Below are 22,377 nucleotides of genomic sequence, written 5' to 3' on the forward strand. Positions count from 1 at the left end.
GTTTCTAACATCCGAATGACAATATTTTAATACATGTCGCATGTTTTTGTCATTTATTCAAGTCCGCTCGTCCTTTAAAATGAAGGTAGGAAAATCAACATGATGATTTTTAAAGGAGAGATGGACGGTGCAACAACAACTATATTATGGCGTCGCTTATTATGACGAATATATGCCCTATGAGCGCCTTGAGGAAGACATTCGATTGATGAAGGCCGCCGGTATTAATGTCGTCCGCATTGCGGAATCGACATGGAGTACTCATGAACCGCAAAATGGGGTCTTCGACTTTACGAGTGTTGACCGTGTGCTTGACGCTATGCATAAAGCGGGTATTCATGTGATCGTCGGCACGCCGACGTATGCCGTGCCGACTTGGATGGTTAAGGAGCATCCGGACGTGCTGGCCGAGACACCGAGCGGGCCGGGCCGATACGGAGCAAGACAGATTATGGATATCATCAATCCGACTTATCTCTTCTATTCGGAGAGAATTATCCGCAAGTTGATAAGCCGAGTATGCAGCCACCCTGCTGTTATTGGTTATCAGGTGGATAACGAAACCAAGCATTACCATACGAGCGGCCCTAATGTGCAGCATCGGTTCATTAAGTATATGAAGGAAAAATTCGGGACGGTGGAGAGGCTTAATCAGGAATTCGGCTTCGACTATTGGAGTAACCGAATCAACAGCTGGGAGGACTTCCCGTCCACTGTCGGCACGATCAACGGCAGTCTCGGCGCGGAATTCTCCCGATTCCAGCGTCAGTTGGTTACTGATTTTTTAGCTTGGCAAGTTTCCATTGTGAATGAGTATAAGCAGCCTAATCAGTTTGTGACGCATAACTTCGATTTTGATTGGCGGGGCCATTCGTTCGGTGTCCAGAAGGATGTCGATCACTTTGAAGCAGCAAAGGCGCTCGATATAGCGGGAGTCGATATTTATCATCCCTCGCAGGACGAGCTGACAGGGAAGGAAATCTCGTTCGGCGGCGACTCTACTCGTTCACTGAAGGGGAATAATTACTACGTGCTTGAGACGCAAGCCCAAGCGTTTCCGAATTGGACGCCTTATCCTGGCCAGCTTCGGCTTCAAGCCTTCAGTCATCTGGCCTCCGGAGCTAATATGGTCGCATATTGGCACTGGCATTCAATCCATAACTCCGCTGAAACGTATTGGAAGGGCCTGCTCAGCCATGATATGGGGACGAATCCAACCTATGAGGAAGCGATAACGGTTGGTCGCGATTTCAAGCGGCTGTCTGCTAATCTCATCCATTTGAAGAAGGCGAACCGGGCAGCCATGCTTGTCAGTAATGAGGCGTTAACCGCGCTCGAATGGTTCAAGTTGCCAGGAGGCAAAGTAGGCTATAACGAAATGGTTCGTCTGCTCTATGACCGGTTGTATGAGATGAATATTGGCTGTGATCTGCTGTATCCAAGCTCTTATGACTTGTTCGAGAATTATGACCTCATTGTCGTACCGGCGCTTTATGCGGCATCGGATGAACTACTCCATAAGCTAAACCAATACGTGGAGAACGGCGGCCATGTTGTGTATACGTTTAAGAGCGGATTCGCTAACGAACATATTAAGGTTCGGACTAGCATTCAGCCAGCTATTATAGAAAAGGCATGCGGCATCCAATATAGTCAGTTCGTACAGCCGAATAAGGTTTCGCTTAAGGGAAATCCATTTGGTATTGATGAGGAGTCGGGCAAGGTTGATGTGTGGATGGAGCTCCTCACTCCGACAACGGCTGAAGTACTCGCCTGGTATGATCATCCTTACTGGGGGAAATATGCTGCGATTACGGAAAACCAATACGGCCTTGGTACTGCTACCTATATCGGTTATGTGCCAAGTCCGGAGGTTGCGGGCAAAGTGTTAGAGCGAGCTTGCAAGGCTGCAGGCCTATATGGCCCGAACCAAGAGCTTCGCTTTCCATTGATCGTCAAGAGTGGCGTAAATGAAGCAGGGCGGACCATCCGTTATTATTTTAACTATTCCAGTGATCCGCAGTCCTTCTCCTATCCTCATGGGAACGGAATCGAGCTGTTGTCCGATCGGAACATCACTTCCGGCGAGCAAATCGAGTTAGACGGCTGGGGTTTTGTGATTATTGAGGAGAGCAAAAATTAAATAGAATCAGTCAAAAAGCATTTCCTTGTAAGGAGGAAATGCTTTTTTTTTTGGCTAACCTTCCATATGGATTATTTTTGCAATGAATACGTTAAATGAACGATCGTGCTGTTATATTGGCTGCCGTTCCATTCGGCATAAACGAGCGCTTTGCTGGAAGGACTCCAAGAGGTCGATGCATTTTCGATATCTACGGCCAACTGGGTGGACTTATCGGTTAACAGGTCGTGGATATATAGCCCCTTCACGGTTACTCCGTTTACATCGGCCTTCTCGCTGTACGCAATCATCCGCTGATCGGGCGACCATGAAACCCCGTTAAGCTCCGTCCCTTCTGCAATCGTTTTTTGATTGCCCCCGTCTGCGTCGCAAAGAATCAACACGTTTTTGGAGCCGTTTGCTTGCAACACCAGCATTTGATTCCCGTCGGGCGAGGGGAATACGCCGTAAACATGATCCAAATTCATGCTTGCCTTTACTTTCGTCCCCAGGTCGAGCACCATTAAGGACTCATTGGAATTGGTAGTGTAATAAACCCTATCCTTCATTTTTTGGGCGATAACCAAAGCTTCCTCCGTTAAGCCGACTAATGGAGCGATGCTCCCCGTAGAACTTGCTGTGTAGGCGCCTCCGCTGTAAGCTGCGCCAATTATCGTTGCATCATCCGACCAATGGGCGCTCATAGCCCCGCCAATCGGATCTCCCATAATGCCGAATGAATCCAACGTATTCAGGTCCATCACGTGATAGACAGGATCTCCTAATGAGAATTCGCTATATAGCAAATGGCTTTTATCGGCAGATAAGGACGCGACTCCCAGAAACGCATTAGCCTGTTCTTTTAGCAGCTCGTATTGTTTGGTAGTTAGGTTGTAGGTATACAGGCTTCTAGGATAGGAATCCGACAATTCCTCTAGCTTCATTTTATCTAGAGACGTGTTTTCTTTCGATACGATGACGGTTTCCTCGTTCAACCAGTCCGTTATTTCCATCTTTTCATATCGTTTCATTTTGTCGACGGAAACAGTAGGCTCGCCTGCTTCCTTGCCGGTATCATCAATAACCGTGATCGTTTCCCCAGGCTTTTTAATGACCACCCTGTTAACACCCTCTTCCGAACTGCAGGCCGTAACGTATATAAGCAACGTTGCAGCAAAACCGACTATGATCCTATTTGTTTTCTTCATTAAGATCGCCTCCTCGATACCTACAATATCAAGAAATTGTTGCAATCCTGCAAACGAATGTTTCCAAGATGTAAACAAAAGCATCGAATATGTTAATTTTAGTTACCCAATTCCGATGGCCCATAAGCCGGGAAAGAGATTCTGAATACGGTTCCTGCCGAATCGGTGCTCACAAGCTCGATAGAGCCCCCTTGCGATTCCGCAACCTTTGTGGCTAGAGAAAGCCCAAGACCGGCGCCGCCATGTTCCTGGGCTCTGTTTTTGTCGACGGTGTAGAATGGCTCGAAAATTTTGTGCGCTACGTCTTCCGGGATGCCAATGCCTGTATCGGCTATTTCAATGATAACCTGACCATCCTTCCATTCATTCCTTACCCCAATAAGGCCCTTTGGTTTGTTATATTTAATGGCGTTATCCATAAGATTGACAAGAACGATCGTCAAGCAGTCTTTGTCGACTTCCGCATAAGCTTCGGTTAATTCCGTCTCCAGTCGTATGCCGAACTTATCCAGCTTCCCTTGCAGGCTGTTCAGCACGAGCTGGATCGCTTGCCGCACATCGATCTTTTCCTTGATGAATTCGAAATCGTATTTGTCCAGCGATGCCAATTGCAACACCTTTTCGACCATTTCATAGAGCCGCCGAGTTTCGCTTGTGATATTGGCTTTCGCTGTTTTGAGCAGCTCCTCATCGTCCGGGTACATGTCAAGCAAATCGAGATAGGCTTTAATGGACGTTAACGGTGTTTTGAACTCGTGGGTAACGTTGCCGATAAACTGCTTTTGCTGCTTATCGAGCAGAGATAATTTATGGACCGCCAGCGTTAATTTTTCCCGTTCCTGGTCCTTATCCCGGATGGTTCGCATAATTTGCTCGCTCATGRCCCGGATGCCTTCGCTCAATTCACCGATTTCATCCTTTCGCGAGAGCGTGTCTGCTGTGAACTGCCCGTCCCGAATCCGATCCACCGTGCGGTTAAGTCTGATGATGCCGCCGGCAAACGAATTAAAGTAAATATAAGCCAAAATAAAGCTGAGTAAAAACACGCCCGTCCCGATATAAATAAACAGCTGCTTGATCTGAGTGTAAAAAGCCAGGTTCTTCGATAAGGAGTAATTGAACTGCACAACGCCGATCTGCTCATTGCCCGCGCTTAACGGGGTCATGTAATACAGCGATTCTTTTTCCGTGAGATAGGCCGTTTTATTGTTCAGGGCAAAGGCTAACGTTTTCTTCATGCTGCCTGTTGCAACGTTCGGTCTGTCTTTATTAAGAATGGTTCCTTGCTGATCGTACAACACGACCGATTGCCCGCTTATTAATTCTAATTGCTCTGCAAAATCCTTGCCTTTCGACGCAAGAAACGTTTGAGGCACTTTGATCGACTCGGYCATAATGGTCTGGATCAAATAGACGTTTGCGGTTGTCGCTTGCTGGGCAAAATACTGCTCGATCTCCGCCTGCTGATTTTTTTTGATGCCTTCCAGCACGAGCAAGCTTAGGACGAACACCGTAAGAAGCAATAGGATAGCCAAAAAAATACTGAATTTAATTTTTATGCTGATTCTCACGGTATCCTCCCATCGCTTTATAACCGATGCCGTGTACGGTCTGTATGATATCGTTATTATCGGATCCTAGCTTTTTTCTAAGCCTTTGCACATGAATGTCCACGGTGCGCGTGCCGCCAATATAATCCATTCCCCAGACCAAATCCAAAAGCTGCTCTCTCGTATAAACTCTGTCGGGGCTGGCAATCAGCAGTGCCAACAGATCGTATTCTTTCGGTGTCAAGTCCAGCTTCTCGTCGCCGGCCAAAGCCGCTCGTTTGCTCCTATGCAGCACGATTCCGCCCAGCCTGATTTCGTCAAGCTCTTGTTTCTCTCCTGCGGCCTGCATTCTTCTAAGCAAGGACTTTAAACGCGCAAGCAGCTCCCGCATATCGAAGGGCTTCGTGATATAATCGTCGGCTCCCAGCTCAAGTCCCAAAATTTTGTTGATGATATCCTCTTTGGCTGTCAGCATGATCACGCCGATGCGCCCTTTATCCTGCAGCTTCTTCAGAATGTCATAGCCATCCATGCCGGGAAGCATCACATCCAAAATGATGGCATCCGGACGAAACGCATATACGCTTTCCATCGCTGCTGATCCATGAGCAACTACCTGGACGGTGTATCCTTCTCTTCTTAGGGCGTATGCGATGGCATCCGCAATGTTTCTTTCGTCTTCGATGACCATAATTTTTTCGTTCATTGATTCACCGATCCATTCTCCCAATTTACAAAACAGTCTATCATCCCTGAAACTTGAAATCTATCACTCATTTCTAGTATAAATGGTGTATGTCTGGAAAAGTGGAGTGTAGCGATGTATAAGGTACTCTTAGTGGATGACGAATTTATTATATTAGACGGTATTGCTTCGGTCGTAGATTGGGAAGCATGCGGTACGCAATTAATTGGTACGGCGCAAAATGGAGTCGAGGCATTCGAGCTCGTGAAGCGCGACCCGCCGGATATTATTATTAGCGACATTCGCATGCCGGGAATGGACGGCTTGCAGCTCGTAGCAGCGGTAAGGGAGCTTAATCCGGATATATCGTTTATTTTGCTAACGGGTTTCTCCGAATTCGATTATGCGAAGACCGCCATGCAGCACGGTGTCAATCATTATTTGCTGAAGCCGTGCAGCGAGGAAGCGCTAATGGAAGCGCTCGAGGAAGTCGTGCAGCGGCGACGGGAAAAGGATGACAACGACCATTTCGTGCAATCGATTAAGTACGGCCTCGAGCGCGTGCTGCCTCATGCGAAGGAGCAATTTCTGAAGGAGCTCGTCACGAACAAAACGTACGGCGTTATGGAATGGCAATATTTCGGCCGATTGTTCGGTCTTCAGTTTCAAACCCAGCGCGTTCGGCTGCTGCTTGCGGAAATCGAAGGCGAGTACGAGTACGAGCATTTGTTTGCGGTCAAAAACATTGCCGAGGACGTATTTCAAAATCCGGTCTTAAGCTCGACGGTAGGAGGCCATGTGCTGCTGCTGATGGAGGACGAGCTTAGCGAGGAGCAATTGTTCGAGAAAATCGACGCGATCCGCTCCACCTTTATGAAATATTACCGTTTGGATCTAACGGCCGCGCTGAGCGAGCCCGGCGAGCTCGCGCATGTGAGGCGGTTGTACACGCATACGCTTGCTTGTCTCAATCACCGGTTCTACCTTGGTGAAGGCAGCTTAATTACGGAACGCGATATTTCCGTTCCGGAGGATGCGGAGAAGCGGGATTTCGAATACGATCCGGAGCGGCTGTCGATGCCGATCAAGGCGGGCCACTGGGCGGACGCCGAGCTTGAGCTGAAGCGAATGTTCGGGGAGCTGTCCGAGCTTCGATATGWGATCGAGGAAACGAAATCGTATCTCATCCAAATCTTCATGGAAATTATTCGTATATGCTCTCCCGCACAGATGAAAGGTTATTTGGACAAGCTGCCGGGTTTAATCGCAGGCAGCACGCTGCAGTCGTTCGAGCAGTTTGTCATGACGATCGCCCGCAAAATTACGCTGGACCGTTATGAGCGCAACCGCCGCAAGCAGTCTCAAATGGTGCAAAGCGTGATCCAGATCGTGCAGGAGAGATACAGCGACGAAACGTTGACGCTGCAGACGATTGCTGCCGAAATTTATATGAATCCCGATTACATCAGCAAAATGTTCAAAAAGGAAACCGGCGAAAAGTTTACGAATTACGTCATGAACATCCGGATCGAGAAGGCGCTGGAGCATATCGAGCGCGGAGGCGACTTGACGATTGCATCGTTGGCCGAAGCGTCGGGCTTCGGTGAAAATTATTCGTATTTCAGCAAAATATTCAAGAAGTATACCGGTTTTTCGCCATTCGAATACCGGAAATCACCTTTATAATCGATACGCATAGAAGCACCTTGCATCCGTATTTAGACGGATTGCAGGGTGTTTTTTTTCCGATTAAGCCAATGTCGGATTTTTTTCAACGGAAATTTAGCAACGGTTTTGAACAAAAAGGCATCGGAAATGGACATGGGCATCGTCAGTTGAAGCGGTTATAGTAGTAAGCGTAATCATTAATTAATTAATTAACACGAAGGATGGAGGGTTACCCGATGGAGCTGGAGCAACAGCTGGCAGACAAGAGCGCAAAGGCGAAGACAAGCACATTATCCTTCATCAAAAAGGAACTCATACGGAATAAATATGTATACCTCATGTTAATTCCGGTTGTCGCTTACTACTTCATTTTCAGCTATGGACCGATGTACGGCCTCCTGATGGCGTTTCAAAAGTCTTACAGTCCGATCAAGGGCATTATGGAAGGCAAATGGATCGGGTTCGACAACTTTACGATGTTTTTCGAAAGTTATTACTTTTGGCGAATTATAAAAAATACGCTTATTCTCAGCTTTTATAGTATTGTGTTCGGCTTCCCTGCCCCGATTATATTGGCGCTGCTGCTGAACGAGGTTCGATTGAAGTGGTTCAAGAGCACGGTGCAAACAGTCAGCTATATGCCTCACTTCATATCGGTTGTAGTCGTAGTCGGTATGTTGAAAACGTTCTCAGCGCTTGACGGCGGCTTGTTCAACGTCATTAGAAGCTTCTTCGATCTTCAGCCGGTCATGTTCCTAGCGGAAGCGGATATGTTCAGACCGATGTACATTTTGTCGAACATCTGGCAAGGTGCGGGCTGGGCGTCGATTATCTTCCTGGCGGCGCTGAGCGGCATCGATCCGCAGCTGTACGAAGCGGCGAAGATGGATGGTGCGGGGCGCTGGAAGCAATTAATGCATATTACGCTTCCGGGTATATTGCCAACGATTGTCGTCATGCTGATTCTACGTCTAGGCGCAGTGATGAATTCCGATTTCCAAAAAATATTGCTTATGCAAACAGCGCCAACCTATGAGACATCCGACGTCATATCGACCTTCGTCTATCGGTCAGGCATTCTGGAAGGCAATTACACATACTCGACAGCAATCGGACTCATTAACGGTGTCATTAACTTCTCGCTGCTATTGCTAGCGAACTCGATTAGCCGCAAGGTGAATTCCACAAGTCTCTGGTAAATAGGAGGAGCCTATGAAACGCTCAACAGGCGAATATGTATTCGATACCGTCAACATCCTGCTGCTATGTTTCGTCATAGCACTGTGCTTCTACCCGATGCTGTACGTGCTTAACTCATCGGTCAGCGATCCGGATCAAATGCTTCGGTCGCGTTCGCTCATGCTGCTGCCTCAAGGCTTCCAGCTTGAAGCTTACAAATTCGTGTTCAATTATCCTAAGATCTACACCGGATATCTCAATACGCTTATATACGTTGTGGTCGGAACGACAATTAACTTGTTTATGACCTCGCTTGCCGCTTACGGGCTTTCCCGTATGGATCTAATGGGCAGAAAGACGCTTATGAAGATGATTACATTTACGATGTTTTTCGGCGGCGGCATGATTCCGACTTTCCTGCTCGTGCAAAATCTCGGTCTTGTCGACACGAGATGGGCGCTTCTTATCCCAGGCGCAATCAGTACCTTCTATTTCCTTATTATGAAGACGAGCTTCGAGTCGATTCCGATCAGCCTGATCGAATCGGCCAAGCTTGACGGAGCCAATGACATCACTGTTCTGTTCCGCATCGTGCTTCCGCTGTCCAAATCGATTCTTGCGGTTATGATGCTGTATTACGCGGTTGATCATTGGAACGATTACGTGAATCCGATGCTTTATCTGCGCAGTCAAGAGCTGTATCCGATCCAAATCGTCATGCGCGATATTCTCATTAGCAGCAGTACGGAAGCGATGGGGGCGGGAGCGGACACAGGCTTTGCGATCGGGGAAAACATCAAGTACGCGACGATCATTATTTCGACGCTGCCGATTATGATTGTTTACCCGTTCATCCAACGATTTTTTGTTCAAGGCGCTTTAATCGGTGCCGTGAAACAATAAATAATTTCAAACTTTACTTGGAGGCGATTCACTGTGAAGAAAAAAGCGGGGTTAATTCTTGTGAGCTCCATGGTGCTGCTTAGCATCTTGTCGGCATGTTCGGGAAACAACAATGGATCAAACACAGGCAATAACGGCAATACGCCGGCGGGTACGGAGGCGCCTAAGGAAGAAGCGATTACTGAAATTCCGCTTCCGATTACGAACGAATCGTTCACGATCGATTATTGGCGCGCTAACGACGGCAAGCTGACGGCTTCTTTGCAAAATTTCGGTGAAATGGCCAGCTATAAAAAGAAAGAAGAGCTGACCGGGATCAAAGCCGAGTTTACGCATCCGCCGCTAGGACAGCAAAAGGATCAGTTCAACCTTCTGATCGCTACGAAAGATTTGCCGGACGTGATTTATTATAACTGGGCAGATGCTGTCGGCGGACCTGAGAAAATGATCGATGACGGCCGCATTATCCGCCTGAACGAGCTGATTGATCAATATGCGCCGAACCTGAAAAAAATTATCGATTCCGATCCGGACGTGAAGAAGCAAATTTCGCTCGACGACGGCACGATTTACATGTTCCCGTTGCTTAAATTGGATGCCTTGAAGCTGAATGCGACTTCTGGCCTCATTATGCGGAAAGACTGGCTTGATAAGTTGAACCTGAAATCGCCGACAACGATCGACGAGTGGCATACGGTATTGAAAGCGTTCAAGGAGCAGGATCCGAACGGCAACGGCAAAGCCGACGAGCTTCCGTTCACTGGCAACTGGGGCCCTGGCAACCTGACGAAGCTGCATGACTTCGCGCCTGCGTTCGGCGTTATCGGCGGCTTCCAAATCCAGGACGGCAAAGTAGCATTCGGTCCGATCCTGCCTGGTTATAAAGATTTCCTTACGGAAATGGCGAAATGGTACCAAGAAGGACTTGTCGATCCTGAGATTATGACGAACGACGGCAAAGCGTTCGATTACAAAGTGACGAATAACTTAGCCGGATCTTATCAAGGCGGCGTATTCAGCGGCATGGGCAAATACTTTAACTTGATGAGAGGCACCGATCCGAACTTCAACTTGACGGGCGTAGCTTCGGCGCTTGCGCCGGACGGCAAATCGTACGCGGCGTTCAATATGGAAAATAAGGTGTTGACTTACGGCGAAGCGATTACTTCCAGCGCGGACAAAGATAAGCTGAAGTATATCGTTCAATGGATGGACTACAACTACAGCCCTGAAGGCAGCGATTTGTTCAACTTCGGTATCGAAGGCGAGAGCTACACGAAAGAGGGCGACACTTACAAGTTTACGGATCTGATTACGAAAAATCCGGACGGCTTGACGTATGACCAAGCGCTTTCGAAATTCGCGCTCTCGATCATGGACGGTCCGATTAACCAAGACAGCAAATATTTGGACGCGCTGCTGTTTGACCAAGGTCAAAAAGACGCGAACACGGAATGGATGAAACAGAGCTCGGCGCTGGCGCTTCCTATGATTCGCCTTTCGATCGACGAAGCAAGCCAAGTGACTTCCATCATGAGCCAAGTTAACACGTACTTGAACGAAACGATGACTGCAATCATAAACGGCTCGAAGCCGGTGTCAGAGTATGACAAAATGGTAGAAACGATCAAAGGCATGGGTATTGACGAAGCGATTAAGCTTCATCAAGCAGCTTATGAACGTTATATGAACAAATAATAGCCAGTATAGAGACTGTTTACCGGGGCGGCGAAAGCCTCGGCAAGCAGTCTCTTCTTCCAGCTTCGATCATGCGGAATGAGAGATTGAGTGCGCAGTATGCTCCTGAATATGTTATACCTAAAGTATGAATGATGCTAAGGAGGCACTCGCTTGATCAAAGCCTATCGAAATATGAGCATAAAGCTGAAAATATTTTTTATCATTGCGTTCATTATGATCCTCATCATTACCCTGGCGTTCAGCTCGCTCTATTACGCTTATTCGATTTACGATAAGCAGCTGTACGATAAATCGCATAGACTGCTCAACTTATCGTCCTCTTCGATCGATATGGAGCTTAAGAAGCTGGAATCGATGTCATTGACCATCCTATCGGATACGGTCATACAGCAAAGCTTGAAGGAGCTGCTTGTGGACGACTCCGAATATACCGGTTATGTCATCCGCAAGAGAATGACTGATCGGTTATGGGCGCATATAAGCACATCCGAACGGTACGTGCAGTCCGTGCACTTGGTTGATACGAAGGAGAGGGTAAGCAAATACGGCAGTTCCGTCGAGCTGGTGGGCGAGAAGTATAAGCGCATCCGTGATATGGCTTCGGCAGGCAAAGGAGCCGCGCGCTGGTTGTATCCGGACAATACCGACCCGATGCTGATTCTCGTAAGGGAAGTTCGATCTTACGAGCCTTTGACGCTCGAGCCGATTGGTTTCCTCATTTTGCGCATTAATATCGAACGGATCGTTGAAGATTACGCGGGAATTGCTTCAGAGAACAGCGATGTGATCATGAAGTCCGGCCAAAGCGTCGTTTATCCGTACCGCAATCTTTCGCCCGAAATGGCTCAGGCCGCACAGCCTTTAGATCAATCAGACGGTTATGAAATTAAGGATATGAACGGTGAAGCGGTATTTTTATCTCAGAAAAAATCATCGTATACGGGCTGGACCTATTACAATGTTGTTCCCTACAATCATATTTTCGAAAAAATCGTGTGGCTCAAAAACACGTTGATTATTGTGTTTACGGCTACGGTTATTATCGTAATCTTAATCGGGCTGCTGTTCGCCCGAAGCTTAACGAAGCCGATTCGCTTGCTCATCAACCAGATGAAAGAAGTGCAGTACGGAGACCTGGAAAACATGGGTGCCAGTCTGCACGGCGCCGTGATTCAGCAAATGGACGAGGTCGGGCTGCTTCAGCGCACATTCCGGTTAATGATGGCCCGGATTAATACGTTAATCAAAGAAAATTACGCGAATCAGCTCATTATTAAGGAAACCGAGTTTAAGGCGCTGCAAGCCCAGATCAATCCGCATTTTCTGTACAATTCGCTAGATTCGATCAATTGGCTGGCGAAGAAGAACGCTCAAGGACAAATATCGAGCATGGTCGTGTCGCTAGGCTATTTGCTTCGTTCGTCGATCAGCCTGAAACGCAACGTCATTACGATCGCGGAAGAGCTGGAAATCGTTCAGCATTATATTACCATCCAGAAGTATCGCTTCCAGCACAGGCTCGACTTCCACATGGAAGTAGACGAGCGGTACGCGAACGTTCCGATACCGAAGCTGACGCTTCAGCCATTATTGGAAAATGCGATCCAGTATGCACTCGAACCTCAGATCGAGCCTTGCACCATTCGTATTTATACCCAGGAAACAGGCGATCAGCTCGCTGTAATCGTCGAGGACCAGGGGCCCGGCATGGAAGAGCATTATTTGCGCAAGGTGCTTAGCGGAGAAGTTGAAACAAGAGGCTCAGGCATCGGTCTGACGAATATCCAAGATCGAATGAGGCTCGCCTTTGGAGAAAGCTATGGGATTCTAATAGAAAGCAAGGTGGGGAGCGGCACGAAAGTTTTGGTCATGCTGCCGCTTACTCGGGAGGTACAAGCAGGATGAGAGCGACTATACGGATAGGGATGCTGTTAGGGATAGTTGTGCTATTATTCGGCTGCGGCAGAGCGGAGACGGTTGATCCGGTCCGTTCATCCGACGAGCCGATTACGCTCCAGGTGTTCTGGTGGGGGGGAGATTTTAGAAATAATGCGACGATCCAGGCGATCGAAATGTACGAAAAGCAAAATCCGCATGTGAATATTGAGTTCGAATATACAGGCTTTAACGAATATTGGAAGAAGCTCGCGCCATATGCCGCCGGCAACGCGCTGCCGGACATCATTCAGATGGATGTTTCCTATTTGGCGCAATATTCGACCTTGGATTTACTCGAGGACTTAACGCCATATATGGACAAGAAGTTGATCGACGCAACCCATATTAGCGATAATAACTTGTCCGGAGGCAAGATCGGGGATCATTTATTCGGCATTAACTTGGGCGTCAACGCGCTGTTCAGCGTCTATGATCCGGAAGTATTCAAGCAGCATGGCATTGCGCCGCCGACCGAGAATTGGACATGGTCCGATTTTGAAGCGATGGGTGAGCAATTGAAGGGCAAAGGCGTTTATATCGGAACAGACCTTACGCCTGAGCAGTATTTTGCCTACTATCTTAGACAGAACGGCCGCACGCTGTTTGCCGCCGACGGCACGAAGCTCGGGTATGAGGATGACGAGCTGTTCATCGATTATTTCGGCCGCATGCAGAGAATGGCGAAGGCTCGTCTCATTTTCTCGCCGGATATATGGTATTCCGATGTGCGGTTATCGGATTCGGATCCGTTCTATACGGGAGGAGCGCTGCTCGGCTGGGGCTATTCCAATCAGTTTATTACAACGGCCGAGAAATACGGCAAACCGCTGCAGTTGGCGCCAATTCCCGGTCCGAATAGAGATCAAGGCATGTTCCTGAAGCCGGGCATGTTTTTCTCCGTGGCGAAAAACTCGAAGTACAAGGAGGAGGCGGCTAAGTTCATCAGCTTTTTCGTCAACGATCTGGAAGCCAATAAAATCATGAAGGCGGAACGTGGCGTACCGGTGTCCGCGAAGGTGAAAGACGATTTGAAGCCTTTCCTTGAACCGGAGCAGCAGCAAGTGTTCGAATATGTGGAATGGGTGGAGCGGCATAGCAGCCCGATCGATCCGCCTGATCCGGTCGGAACGGGGGAAGTGACGGCGGTGCTTCGCAATCTGTATGACTTGCTGCTGTTCGACAAAATAACGCCGCAAGCGGCTGCCGCTGAATTTAGAACGAAAGCGAACGCTATCTTGGAGCGAAATAAAAAATGAGGAGATGAAAGAAATGAAAATTAACGCAAAAGCAAGCGAGTTGAAGCAAGTCGTCGGACGCGTGGCGGAGTATACGTTCGGTATGGACCTGACATGGGATTGGCCTGGCGGAGTCGCCTATTACGGCGTCAGCCGGGCGTTCGAGGTAACGGGCGAGCAAGCTTATTTGGACCGGATGGTAACCTGGGTGGATGAATATATCGAAGCTGGACTTCCGGGATGGACGGTCAACACATGCGCGATGGGGCATATGCTGCTCACGTTGTACGAGCATACGAAGGATGAGAAGTATGCCAAGCTTATTTTCAGCAAAATTGACTATCTGGAAAATAAAGCGCTGCGCTTCGGCGACCGCGTGCTTCAGCATACCGTATCGGCCAAAAACGATTTTCCGGAACAGTGCTGGGCGGACACGCTGTTTATGGCGGCGTATTTCATGCTGCGCGCAGGCATTATGTTCGACAAAAAACATCTCGTCGACGACGCCTTGCATCAATTTTTCTGGCATATCAACTATTTGCAGGACGAGAACGACGGGCTGTGGTACCACGGCTACAACCATATCAAGAAGGATCATATGTCCGGCATGTACTGGGCGCGCGCCAACGCTTGGGCGGCCTATACGATGTCCCGCGCGGCAAGGATATTGCCGGAAGGATATTTGTATCCTCCGATGATGCATATATGGAGTTCATTGCGCGATCAACTGGCCGCTATCAAGAAACTGCAGAAGGAGGACGGCCTCTGGGGTACGGTGCTCGATTACCCCGAAGCCTATGGCGAAGTGTCGGCTACGGCGGGTATCGCGGCGGCAATGGTCACGCAAGGCAATCCGTTACATGGGAAGTATGTGAAGAAGGCGCTTGACGGCGTTCTGGCCAACATCGCGGACAACGGACGCGTGCTGAACGTATCTGGCGGCACCGCGGTCATGAACGACATCGCCGGCTACCTCGGCATCGACAGAAAATGGGCCCAGGGTTGGGGGCAAGGGTTGGCGCTAGCGTTCTTGGCTTCGGCTGTAGAGAATCAGAAACATAATGCGGCGGATGAAATAGAATAAATAAAAACCAGTTAGATCAAAACAGTTGATCTAACTGGTTTTTATTTTAGGTTCATCAGAAAGATTCTTGTTCGTAATTGAAGATGGCCATTCCCTCATTGCATAGCCGTATAATGGTATCGATCTCATCCTGCGGGCGGGTGCTTCGCGTACTGTTCAGTTGTACGGACAACACCCGATGAATCTCATCGAGGGAAACAAGAGCAAGCTCCGACAATAATTGCAGCGTTTTTTCGTTACGTCCGACTAAGTCCTCGTAACGAATCAGGACGGTACCCGGCATCTCCTCCTCAAGCTCCTGGTATTGTTTGGCACGTTCGTTCCAGATTTGTCCGAAGGCCTCTGCATCGTCTTCCCAATATGACGTCTCGCTTCGCCAAATATCAATGGGATTTCTAACTAGAAGGATTATAGCACTGTCCGGAAAACATTTTTGCAGTAACATAAGCTCGCTTTTCCCGTATCTGACTTCTTTAAAGCCGATTCGGTCATGCTTATCTCGGTGTTGGATGTACATGTGATCAAACAGCACTTTAATTGATTCAATGACAGCAGCTTCAATGAAAGGTTCATCAGGCGTCATATTTGCTGTCCATAAATTAGGATCTTTGCCGCTTTGGAAAAAATCGCGTTTTTCGTCTTTGCTGCCGTTCGAAAAATAGGAGGCGAGATCCCCTATTCTTATAAACTCCGATACGATCCCCCCATGCTCGCCCCATATCAAGGTATTCTTTCGACAATTGAAAATGCGTTGCACCAGCGTCGACCCCGTTCGTTGCGTCAAAGCGGATATAATTACATCCATACCAGTTCCCCTTCTTCATTGAACAAGGCTTGAACGGCGAGCGGCAATTCCGCATGGGCAGATCTATCGCTAATGACTATATCGGGAGCCGAATGAGTCGTTTCATCCCAGCTCATCCATTGCAATCGACCAAAGCTGGAGCGGCGCACTGCCGCCGATCCGTCTTTCAATTTGATATAAAGGAGATTCCCTTCGCTCAAGAGCCGAATGATCGTTTTGACTATGCCGTCGGATTGCGGGTAGCTGGACAAATAAATTTCGATCAAAAGGCTTTTCCCGTTCGCGACGCGAAGGTTTTGTTTGTCGCGGAGCAGCGAATCGATTAATTTTGACCACTGACGTTCCCAGCTTTGTTTGGAAAAGCTTTGTGAAACGGACTGCGCTCTTTGTTTGAATAAAGCCCGCTTGGAAGGATTTTCGATTAAGTCCGCAATGGCTTCTTTTAGCGCATGTGCATGGGGCTCGATCAATAACCCGTTATAATCGTGAATGACAAGATCGGACAGCCCGCCGACTCTGGTTGCGATAACGGCATTGCCGCAAGACATGGCTTCCAGACAGGAGAGGCTCGTTCCTTCGCTGTACAGCGTAGGGATTAAGGAAATATCCGCTTGGTTGTAAGCCTCGGACATTTTATCGAAAGGAAGCGTATAGTGTTTGATCCGTCCCGGCCAACGGTTCATTTTCATCTTGACCATGCGGATATCGTCGGATTCGCCCTGTCCGCAGAAATGAAAATCCACTTGCGGGTATTTGATTAGAATTTCGTCGATAACTTGCAACACAAGCTGAAGTCCTCTGGCATGATAAAGTCTGCGGGGGTATAAAATAACGATTCTATCCTCCGACTTCTGAGAATCCGAATGGGGATAAAACTCAGCCGGATCAACATAATTCGCGATTACTTTCATTTTGTTGCGAAGGGTATAGTCTATGGTTTGAAACCAGTTTGCCGAATTGTTATCTACCGAAACCAGCCTGCCGCAAAGCTTTGCCCCCTCGATAAACCGACGGTTCGTTTCCCAGAACGAGAAGCCGTCCGCATAACAACTTGCGGGGTTATCCCATGCAACGCCATGAATAATGCCAATGCTTGATTGCCCTATTTCGTATGGCCATGCATTGAAGAATGCGGAATAGACGTTCAAAAGAGACCGTTCAGCCGTCTGTTCATGAAATAACCGGCTATACATTTTCACTACGCCGATGCTTAATTCTTTGGCGTGCTGCCCGCCTCTGGACAAAGAGACGATATCTATTCCCCGAAACCTGCGTATCCACGGATCATTCCCATATTGATAGATCGTTAACGAATACCCTTTTTGCTCGAACAATCGAGACAAATCGATCAGATATCTTTCCGCTCCGCCGGAGTAAAATTTATCGCCTTCAAAGTCCAAAAAGGTTGTTGCCATAACGGCAATTTTCCCGGTTGAATTATAGTTTGCGAATGCTTGCCAAACGGAAGGCCGGCTGAGCAAAAGCTCTTCAATGCGGTCGGCACGAGCAGCCCATTGATTCTGACTGGCTAATCTCCTTCCAGCTTCCTTCGCCTGGCGTGCAACTTCTGGTTTTAACCCTTTCATGATCGCGGCCTCGAAGCCGGCGATATTTCTTGCAGCAAATACCCAGTCGGATTGGTATGGCAGAATCTCGGAAATGGGGGTTGATACGATTGGCAGGCCAAGGGAGGCGTACTCATAAAATTTAACCGGGGAGACGGAATTCGTTAAATCATTTACTAGAAAAGGAATGATGGCGACGCGAAAAAACTGACCGTATTGAGCGAGCAGCCGGTAGGGTTTCATTCCAAGCAGATGAATGTTAGGGGCTTGCAGCTTCGTTTCATCGATACCGATATGGCCCAAAATGACAAACTGCCAATCGGGTCTTCTAGCCGCCAGCTCTTTCACTAAATGCGTCGCAAACCATTCTTCTACGGCTCCGAAATAGCCGATAATCGGTGATCCGGTGGCAACTATGGGAGCAAGATCCTCCGGCACGGACACGGCGGGTGATAGAAAGTCTTCGATTCTTGCGGCGTTTGGCAATAATACGGCATCGCTTCTGTCAGTAACGTAACGCTTTAAAGCCGTTGCGGAGTATGTGACGATATCTGCCTGCTTCACGATTTGATTATGTTTTTGTTCCATTTGATCGTCGTACAACGAGAAAAACTCCAGTTGGTCTAATATATCGTACCAGAGCGTTTTGTGGGGCAAGAAATCCGCCCATGCCATCTGCACCAGCCAACTGCATAGAACGATGACGGATTGGCTTCTAAGCACCGACAGAAGATGTTTTTCACCTTGCACGACAAACAGATTGGGTTCTACTTCCCGTAAGCCGAAAGTTCCGGAGGAGGCTTCGCAAAAAAAACAAAGATATCCGCGCTTGGCCAACTCTATCAGCAAATGCTGAGGGCGCTGATTCGGCTCCCAAAGAACGGCCTCCGGATAAACTACGATCGCTTTGTAAGACTTCACCGCTAAAACGTTCATCAATTCCAAAGACTGTGAAGACAACGGACCATGTATATATTCGTTGTAGATTTGTTGGCGATTTAAATAATGGGACCGAAAATCAATGGTTCCGGCAGTCAAAGGATTTGACCTCCTTCTAACTATTTTCAAGAAAAAGCACCGGCTTCTCGCAAAGCCTAACTCATTTAGCCATAATATGTCCCCTGCCGTTAATTAGGAATAGGTTGTTTGCTTAATTTGCCATAGACAAGTTCCCATGTTTTTGTAAATCCATAAACTTACAGCATAACTCATTAAGGAGCGTGTTAGTGGCATGTATATTGTCAAGAAAAGACTTCGAGCAGTTCCGTGCTATACGGGCCGCTGGAAAAAGCCGCGCGAAAAAAAGAAAACCTCCCGAGTGAGGAGATCTTCGCTTTTAAATAAGCTTACTGCTTTGCGCAGAAGTTTCGTAAGGTATGTAGGGCGAATAAACAGGCGAATCGGAACACTGACCGCCATAATAAGAAGATTGTCCAATGAAACGAATCAACTGCAGAGCCAGGTAAGCCAGCTGGAAAGGCAGGTAAACCTGATTTCAACGGAATTAAATGCCCTTGTTGTGCCAATTCAAAGAGCGCGCGCCATATTAGAAGCAAGAATCGGAGTGGTTGCTTCGATTGAGACAAACGCCGGCAATATCTCCGGAACGGTAGTCGCGGTTGGCGTCGATTTCGTGCATATCCTGGAGCCTACAGGCGATACAGTACTCCTTCCTATAAGCAGTATTACCGCAATAAATTAACGAAATGGAGGTAGCGGTTTTATGACTTTTACAGAGATGTTAAGAGGCTATATTGGGCGAAGCATTGAAGCCTTTTTGACCAACCAATTTGTCCAAGGTACGCTCATAAGCGTTGGCGATGGCTTTTTCACAGTGCAGGTCACCAACCCTAGTTACAATACTCCGATTACACAGTCCACTATTTTGGTCCAAAACGTTGAGTTTGTCCGCATTCTATCGGCCTAGTTCCGAACGAATGAAATCCAGCATCCAGCGAGTCCAGGTTTTGTAGCTTTCTGGATAACGGTGAGTGATGCTTGATGAACGTATTCTACGGTGGTATAGAACCTTTGGAATGTAGGATACAGGTAGGCAAAGCATAATGCGGGCAAGCATTTGAAAGTCTTCGTATAGCCGCCCTTGGAAGGGATCGGCAACGCTCCAGCCTCCTAAAGCGCTTAAGGCTTTCATGCTGTACATTCTTGGCGCGAGAGGAAGAGCGTCACGAAGCAATTTTTCCACCGTCATTTGGCCTTGGTCATATTGCGGTGCGTTTAGCACTAAGCTTTTGTCCCGCCGTTCCTGCCAATTCATATGGTCAGCATAGATCATTCCGGCATCAGGCGATAGGTCGCTTTGATTGGCTAGCGTTTGCAAGCAGGTCGGATCAAGCCAATCATCCGAGTCAAGCTCGAGCAGCCATTGTCCATTAGCGGCAAGCAGAGCCTGATTCAAGCAGAATGCTTTTCCATTGTTTGTTTCGTTTCTCGTAAAACGTATTCTGGGATGCGATGCAAACGGGCCAGCCAGCCATTTTTCATGAGTCCCGTCCGTTGAACCGTCATCCACAATCATGATTTCCCATGCTCGATAGGTCTGCTTGCAAACGGTGCGTACCGCCCACAGCAAGTAATCGGCATTATTGAACGTGCAGATGACGACAGTTATGAGGGGAAGAATCGCAGGCGGTTCCTCGCAATGCTTCGTTTGTAGAATAGGAAGGATGAAGTTCTCTTCGCTTTCGAGCTTTCGCCAGCGCTCGTTGCTTTTGGGCCTCGGCAGCCATTTATTCGATTTGCGGAGTTGGAATTCCCACATTCCCTCTAGCTCATATTGCTTATCCAATAGCACATATCTCTCAAACGGAAGAAGCTCGCTAGTCCTGAATAGTGGAGACATTCCGGATTTCACAGCCTTCGTTAGCCAAAATAAGGGACCTCGTGGCGGAGCGTCATCGATAATTGCGATTCCGGCATCACGATCGGACATACATGATATCCAGTGCTCTAATTGGTTTTCAAAGCCTGGCACCAACTGCTCCCCCGCAAAAAGCGTAGCAAAAAAAGGCTCGTCGTACTCAGCAAGGATACGGTTCATTTGAATGGCATAATCAAATTCGATAAGGACGCATGAGCAATCAGGGATAACCGACTGCAGACTGCGTTCTGTTTGTTTGGCAGCCGCAATGTTCTTCGAGTCTAGAACGAATACAAGCATAGAGGGTTGAACGGCCTCCTTTAATACGGAACACGATGCTGCGTCTGATATAGGATATGACGTTTACCCATAGATGGTTATCACTTTATTGGGAAGGACTCGACGATATGAGCATCATCATATATCCGCCTACTGCGGATTGGAATTGGATGAAGCAGCGACCGCAGCATTTAATGAGCCAGCTGGCCAAACGGGGACATACCGTTTACTATTGCAACAAGACAAGAACCTCCCCAGTAGTGGTGGAAATTGAGCCTAATTTATTCGTTGTCCATCATCATGAACATTGGCTGCGGAATGAATGGCCTTCATTGTACAAGCACCGGCAAGGTTCAATTGGAGTGTGGTGTATTCTTCCGAATTTGTCCTCGGCTATTAGGCAGGATTACACGCCGGACTGGATCATTTACGACTGCACGGACGATTTGGGTGAGTGGCTCACGCATGAAGCTGCGATGATCAACCGTGCTACGGCTGTCGTTTGCTCATCGGAACGTTTGTATGAGCGAATACGGAGATGGTTCCCGAAGAAAAATACCGCACTCATTCGGAACGCATACGACCCGCAGATGCAGCTCCACCTGCCTTATACCCCGAAGATAGGCGCTCAGCCAGTAGAAGGAGATCAAGTAGGATACGTCGGAGCATGGGCTCCATGGTTAGACGAGGCAATCATTCGGAGGTTGTCGCACATACGCGGAATCAAAACCGTAATTGTCGGCCCGGAATTCGGGAAAAAATTTATATTACCGAATAACAACAGCAATCTTCGATTTTTGGGTCTCAAGAGGCATCATGAACTGGCTTCGTTTATTCGCGATTTCCGTGTATGTGTGCTGCCGTTCCGAATTACTCCGGTCACTTTATCCGTTAATCCGGTTAAAGTGTACGAATATCTGGCCGCGGGCAAGCCGGTCGTGTCAACCRCGCTTCCCGAATGCGAGCGAATGGCTCCGCTAGTCGATGTCGTCTCTTCTCATGGAGCGTTCATAGAAGCTGTAACCTATCGGCTTAAAGACCCTGGCGATACGGCCTCTAGAATGAAGTATGCCCTTGAGAATACGTGGGAAAGACGCGGCGATGCCGTGCAAAGCTTGCTTGAGTCCTTATAGAAGACATCTTTTTTATTGACGCTTATATGAATAAACTTTACGCTAAGATTGCCGATAAAATAGAGTGAAGGAATCAGCCTTACAATTGATAAAGAGGTGTGTTACCTATGAAAAATACCGCAACGGCTTTGCTTTTGCTTGCTTTGCAAATCGTATTTGCCCTTTGTACCTTGTTTTGGGCGTTTTATGTGCTCATGACGATGCTTATGGCCGATCAAATCGAAGATATAAGCGGCCTTCAGACCGTGTCGATGGTTGCCATTTGGCTGTTCCCTCTCGCGTATATCGGCACGGCGGTCGCGAGCTGGATTCTGTATCATAAGCGCAAGTTCAAGGCAGCGGTCTGGATCGGTTTAATTCCTGTGTTATGGATTTTTCCGTTTTTTGGTTTCTTTGAATAATGGCAAAGGTAAGGCAAATGCTCCTCATACGGCAGACAGGTGA

17 protein-coding genes are annotated in these 22,377 nt (G+C 48.0%); 11 read left to right on the forward strand and 6 right to left on the reverse strand.

Going from position 1 to position 22,377, the window contains the following annotated elements:
- Positions 1-127 precede the first annotated feature (127 nt).
- Complete coding sequence (locus AB4Z33_RS04885; RefSeq protein WP_442048845.1) at positions 128-2,143, forward strand: beta-galactosidase; 2,016 nt, start codon at positions 128-130, stop codon at positions 2,141-2,143.
- 71 nt (positions 2,144-2,214) lie between these two features.
- On the opposite strand, the gene AB4Z33_RS04890 is transcribed toward AB4Z33_RS04885, so the two are convergent.
- The 3 genes from AB4Z33_RS04890 to AB4Z33_RS04900 form a co-directional block, all read right to left on the reverse strand.
- Complete coding sequence (locus AB4Z33_RS04890) at positions 2,215-3,330, reverse strand: TolB family protein (protein ID WP_442048846.1); 1,116 nt, start codon at positions 3,328-3,330, stop codon at positions 2,215-2,217.
- A 98-nt stretch (positions 3,331-3,428) separates the two neighbouring features.
- Entirely contained in the window at positions 3,429-4,901 is a 1,473-nt protein-coding gene (locus AB4Z33_RS04895) for an ATP-binding protein (RefSeq protein WP_442048847.1), read from the reverse strand.
- Positions 4,879-5,586, reverse strand: a complete 708-nt coding sequence (locus AB4Z33_RS04900) for a response regulator transcription factor (protein ID WP_442048848.1) — start codon at positions 5,584-5,586, stop codon at positions 4,879-4,881. The genes AB4Z33_RS04895 and AB4Z33_RS04900 overlap by 23 nt, the downstream gene beginning before the upstream one ends.
- 114 nt (positions 5,587-5,700) lie before the next feature.
- Between AB4Z33_RS04900 and AB4Z33_RS04905 the strand changes: the two genes are divergently transcribed.
- The 7 genes from AB4Z33_RS04905 (at position 5,701) to AB4Z33_RS04935 (ending at position 15,273) form a co-directional block, all read left to right on the forward strand.
- Positions 5,701-7,251, forward strand: coding sequence for a response regulator transcription factor (locus tag AB4Z33_RS04905; RefSeq protein ID WP_442048849.1), 1,551 nt, complete (start codon positions 5,701-5,703; stop codon positions 7,249-7,251).
- Between the two features lie 218 nt (positions 7,252-7,469).
- Positions 7,470-8,432 (forward strand): ABC transporter permease, encoded by a 963-nt coding sequence (locus AB4Z33_RS04910; RefSeq protein WP_442048850.1) that lies wholly within the window; start codon positions 7,470-7,472, stop codon positions 8,430-8,432.
- A gap of 13 nt (positions 8,433-8,445) precedes the next feature.
- Complete coding sequence (locus tag AB4Z33_RS04915) at positions 8,446-9,315, forward strand: carbohydrate ABC transporter permease (RefSeq protein WP_442048851.1); 870 nt, start codon at positions 8,446-8,448, stop codon at positions 9,313-9,315.
- 33 nt (positions 9,316-9,348) lie between these two features.
- A complete protein-coding gene (locus AB4Z33_RS04920; RefSeq protein WP_442048852.1) occupies positions 9,349-11,013 on the forward strand; it encodes an ABC transporter substrate-binding protein in 1,665 nt (554 codons plus the stop codon).
- Between the two features lie 153 nt (positions 11,014-11,166).
- Entirely contained in the window at positions 11,167-12,921 is a 1,755-nt protein-coding gene (locus tag AB4Z33_RS04925; protein WP_442048853.1) for a histidine kinase, read from the forward strand.
- Positions 12,918-14,210 carry an ABC transporter substrate-binding protein gene (locus AB4Z33_RS04930; protein ID WP_442048854.1) on the forward strand — a complete coding sequence of 431 codons (1,293 nt, stop codon included), beginning with the start codon at positions 12,918-12,920 and terminating at the stop codon, positions 14,208-14,210. The genes AB4Z33_RS04925 and AB4Z33_RS04930 overlap by 4 nt, the downstream gene beginning before the upstream one ends.
- Positions 14,211-14,223: 13 nt before the next feature.
- The gene (locus tag AB4Z33_RS04935; RefSeq protein ID WP_442048855.1) at positions 14,224-15,273 is read left to right on the forward strand and encodes a glycoside hydrolase family 88/105 protein; all 1,050 of its coding nucleotides are present in this window, start codon (positions 14,224-14,226) and stop codon (positions 15,271-15,273) included.
- 55 nt (positions 15,274-15,328) lie between these two features.
- Here the strand turns inward: AB4Z33_RS04935 and AB4Z33_RS04940 are convergent, their stop codons facing one another.
- Positions 15,329-16,078 carry a sulfotransferase gene (locus AB4Z33_RS04940; RefSeq protein ID WP_442048856.1) on the reverse strand — a complete coding sequence of 250 codons (750 nt, stop codon included), beginning with the start codon at positions 16,076-16,078 and terminating at the stop codon, positions 15,329-15,331.
- Positions 16,069-18,393, reverse strand: coding sequence for a glycosyltransferase (locus tag AB4Z33_RS04945; RefSeq protein ID WP_442048857.1), 2,325 nt, complete (start codon positions 18,391-18,393; stop codon positions 16,069-16,071). Before AB4Z33_RS04945 ends, AB4Z33_RS04940 begins: the two co-directional genes overlap by 10 nt.
- Positions 18,394-19,162: 769 nt before the next feature.
- Here AB4Z33_RS04945 and AB4Z33_RS04950 point away from each other — a divergent pair.
- Positions 19,163-19,345 (forward strand): hypothetical protein, encoded by a 183-nt coding sequence (locus tag AB4Z33_RS04950; RefSeq protein WP_442048858.1) that lies wholly within the window; start codon positions 19,163-19,165, stop codon positions 19,343-19,345.
- Positions 19,346-19,558: 213 nt separating this feature from the next.
- On the opposite strand, the gene AB4Z33_RS04955 is transcribed toward AB4Z33_RS04950, so the two are convergent.
- Entirely contained in the window at positions 19,559-20,821 is a 1,263-nt protein-coding gene (locus tag AB4Z33_RS04955; RefSeq protein WP_442048859.1) for a glycosyltransferase family 2 protein, read from the reverse strand.
- Between the two features lie 107 nt (positions 20,822-20,928).
- Between AB4Z33_RS04955 and AB4Z33_RS04960 the strand changes: the two genes are divergently transcribed.
- Positions 20,929-21,933 carry a glycosyltransferase gene (locus AB4Z33_RS04960; protein WP_442048860.1) on the forward strand — a complete coding sequence of 335 codons (1,005 nt, stop codon included), beginning with the start codon at positions 20,929-20,931 and terminating at the stop codon, positions 21,931-21,933.
- 107 nt (positions 21,934-22,040) lie between these two features.
- The gene (locus AB4Z33_RS04965; RefSeq protein ID WP_442048861.1) at positions 22,041-22,334 is read left to right on the forward strand and encodes a hypothetical protein; all 294 of its coding nucleotides are present in this window, start codon (positions 22,041-22,043) and stop codon (positions 22,332-22,334) included.
- Positions 22,335-22,377 lie beyond the last annotated feature (43 nt).

Source organism: Paenibacillus sp. 2TAB19, assembly GCF_052115185.1.
Lineage (GTDB): Bacteria > Bacillota > Bacilli > Paenibacillales > Paenibacillaceae > Pristimantibacillus.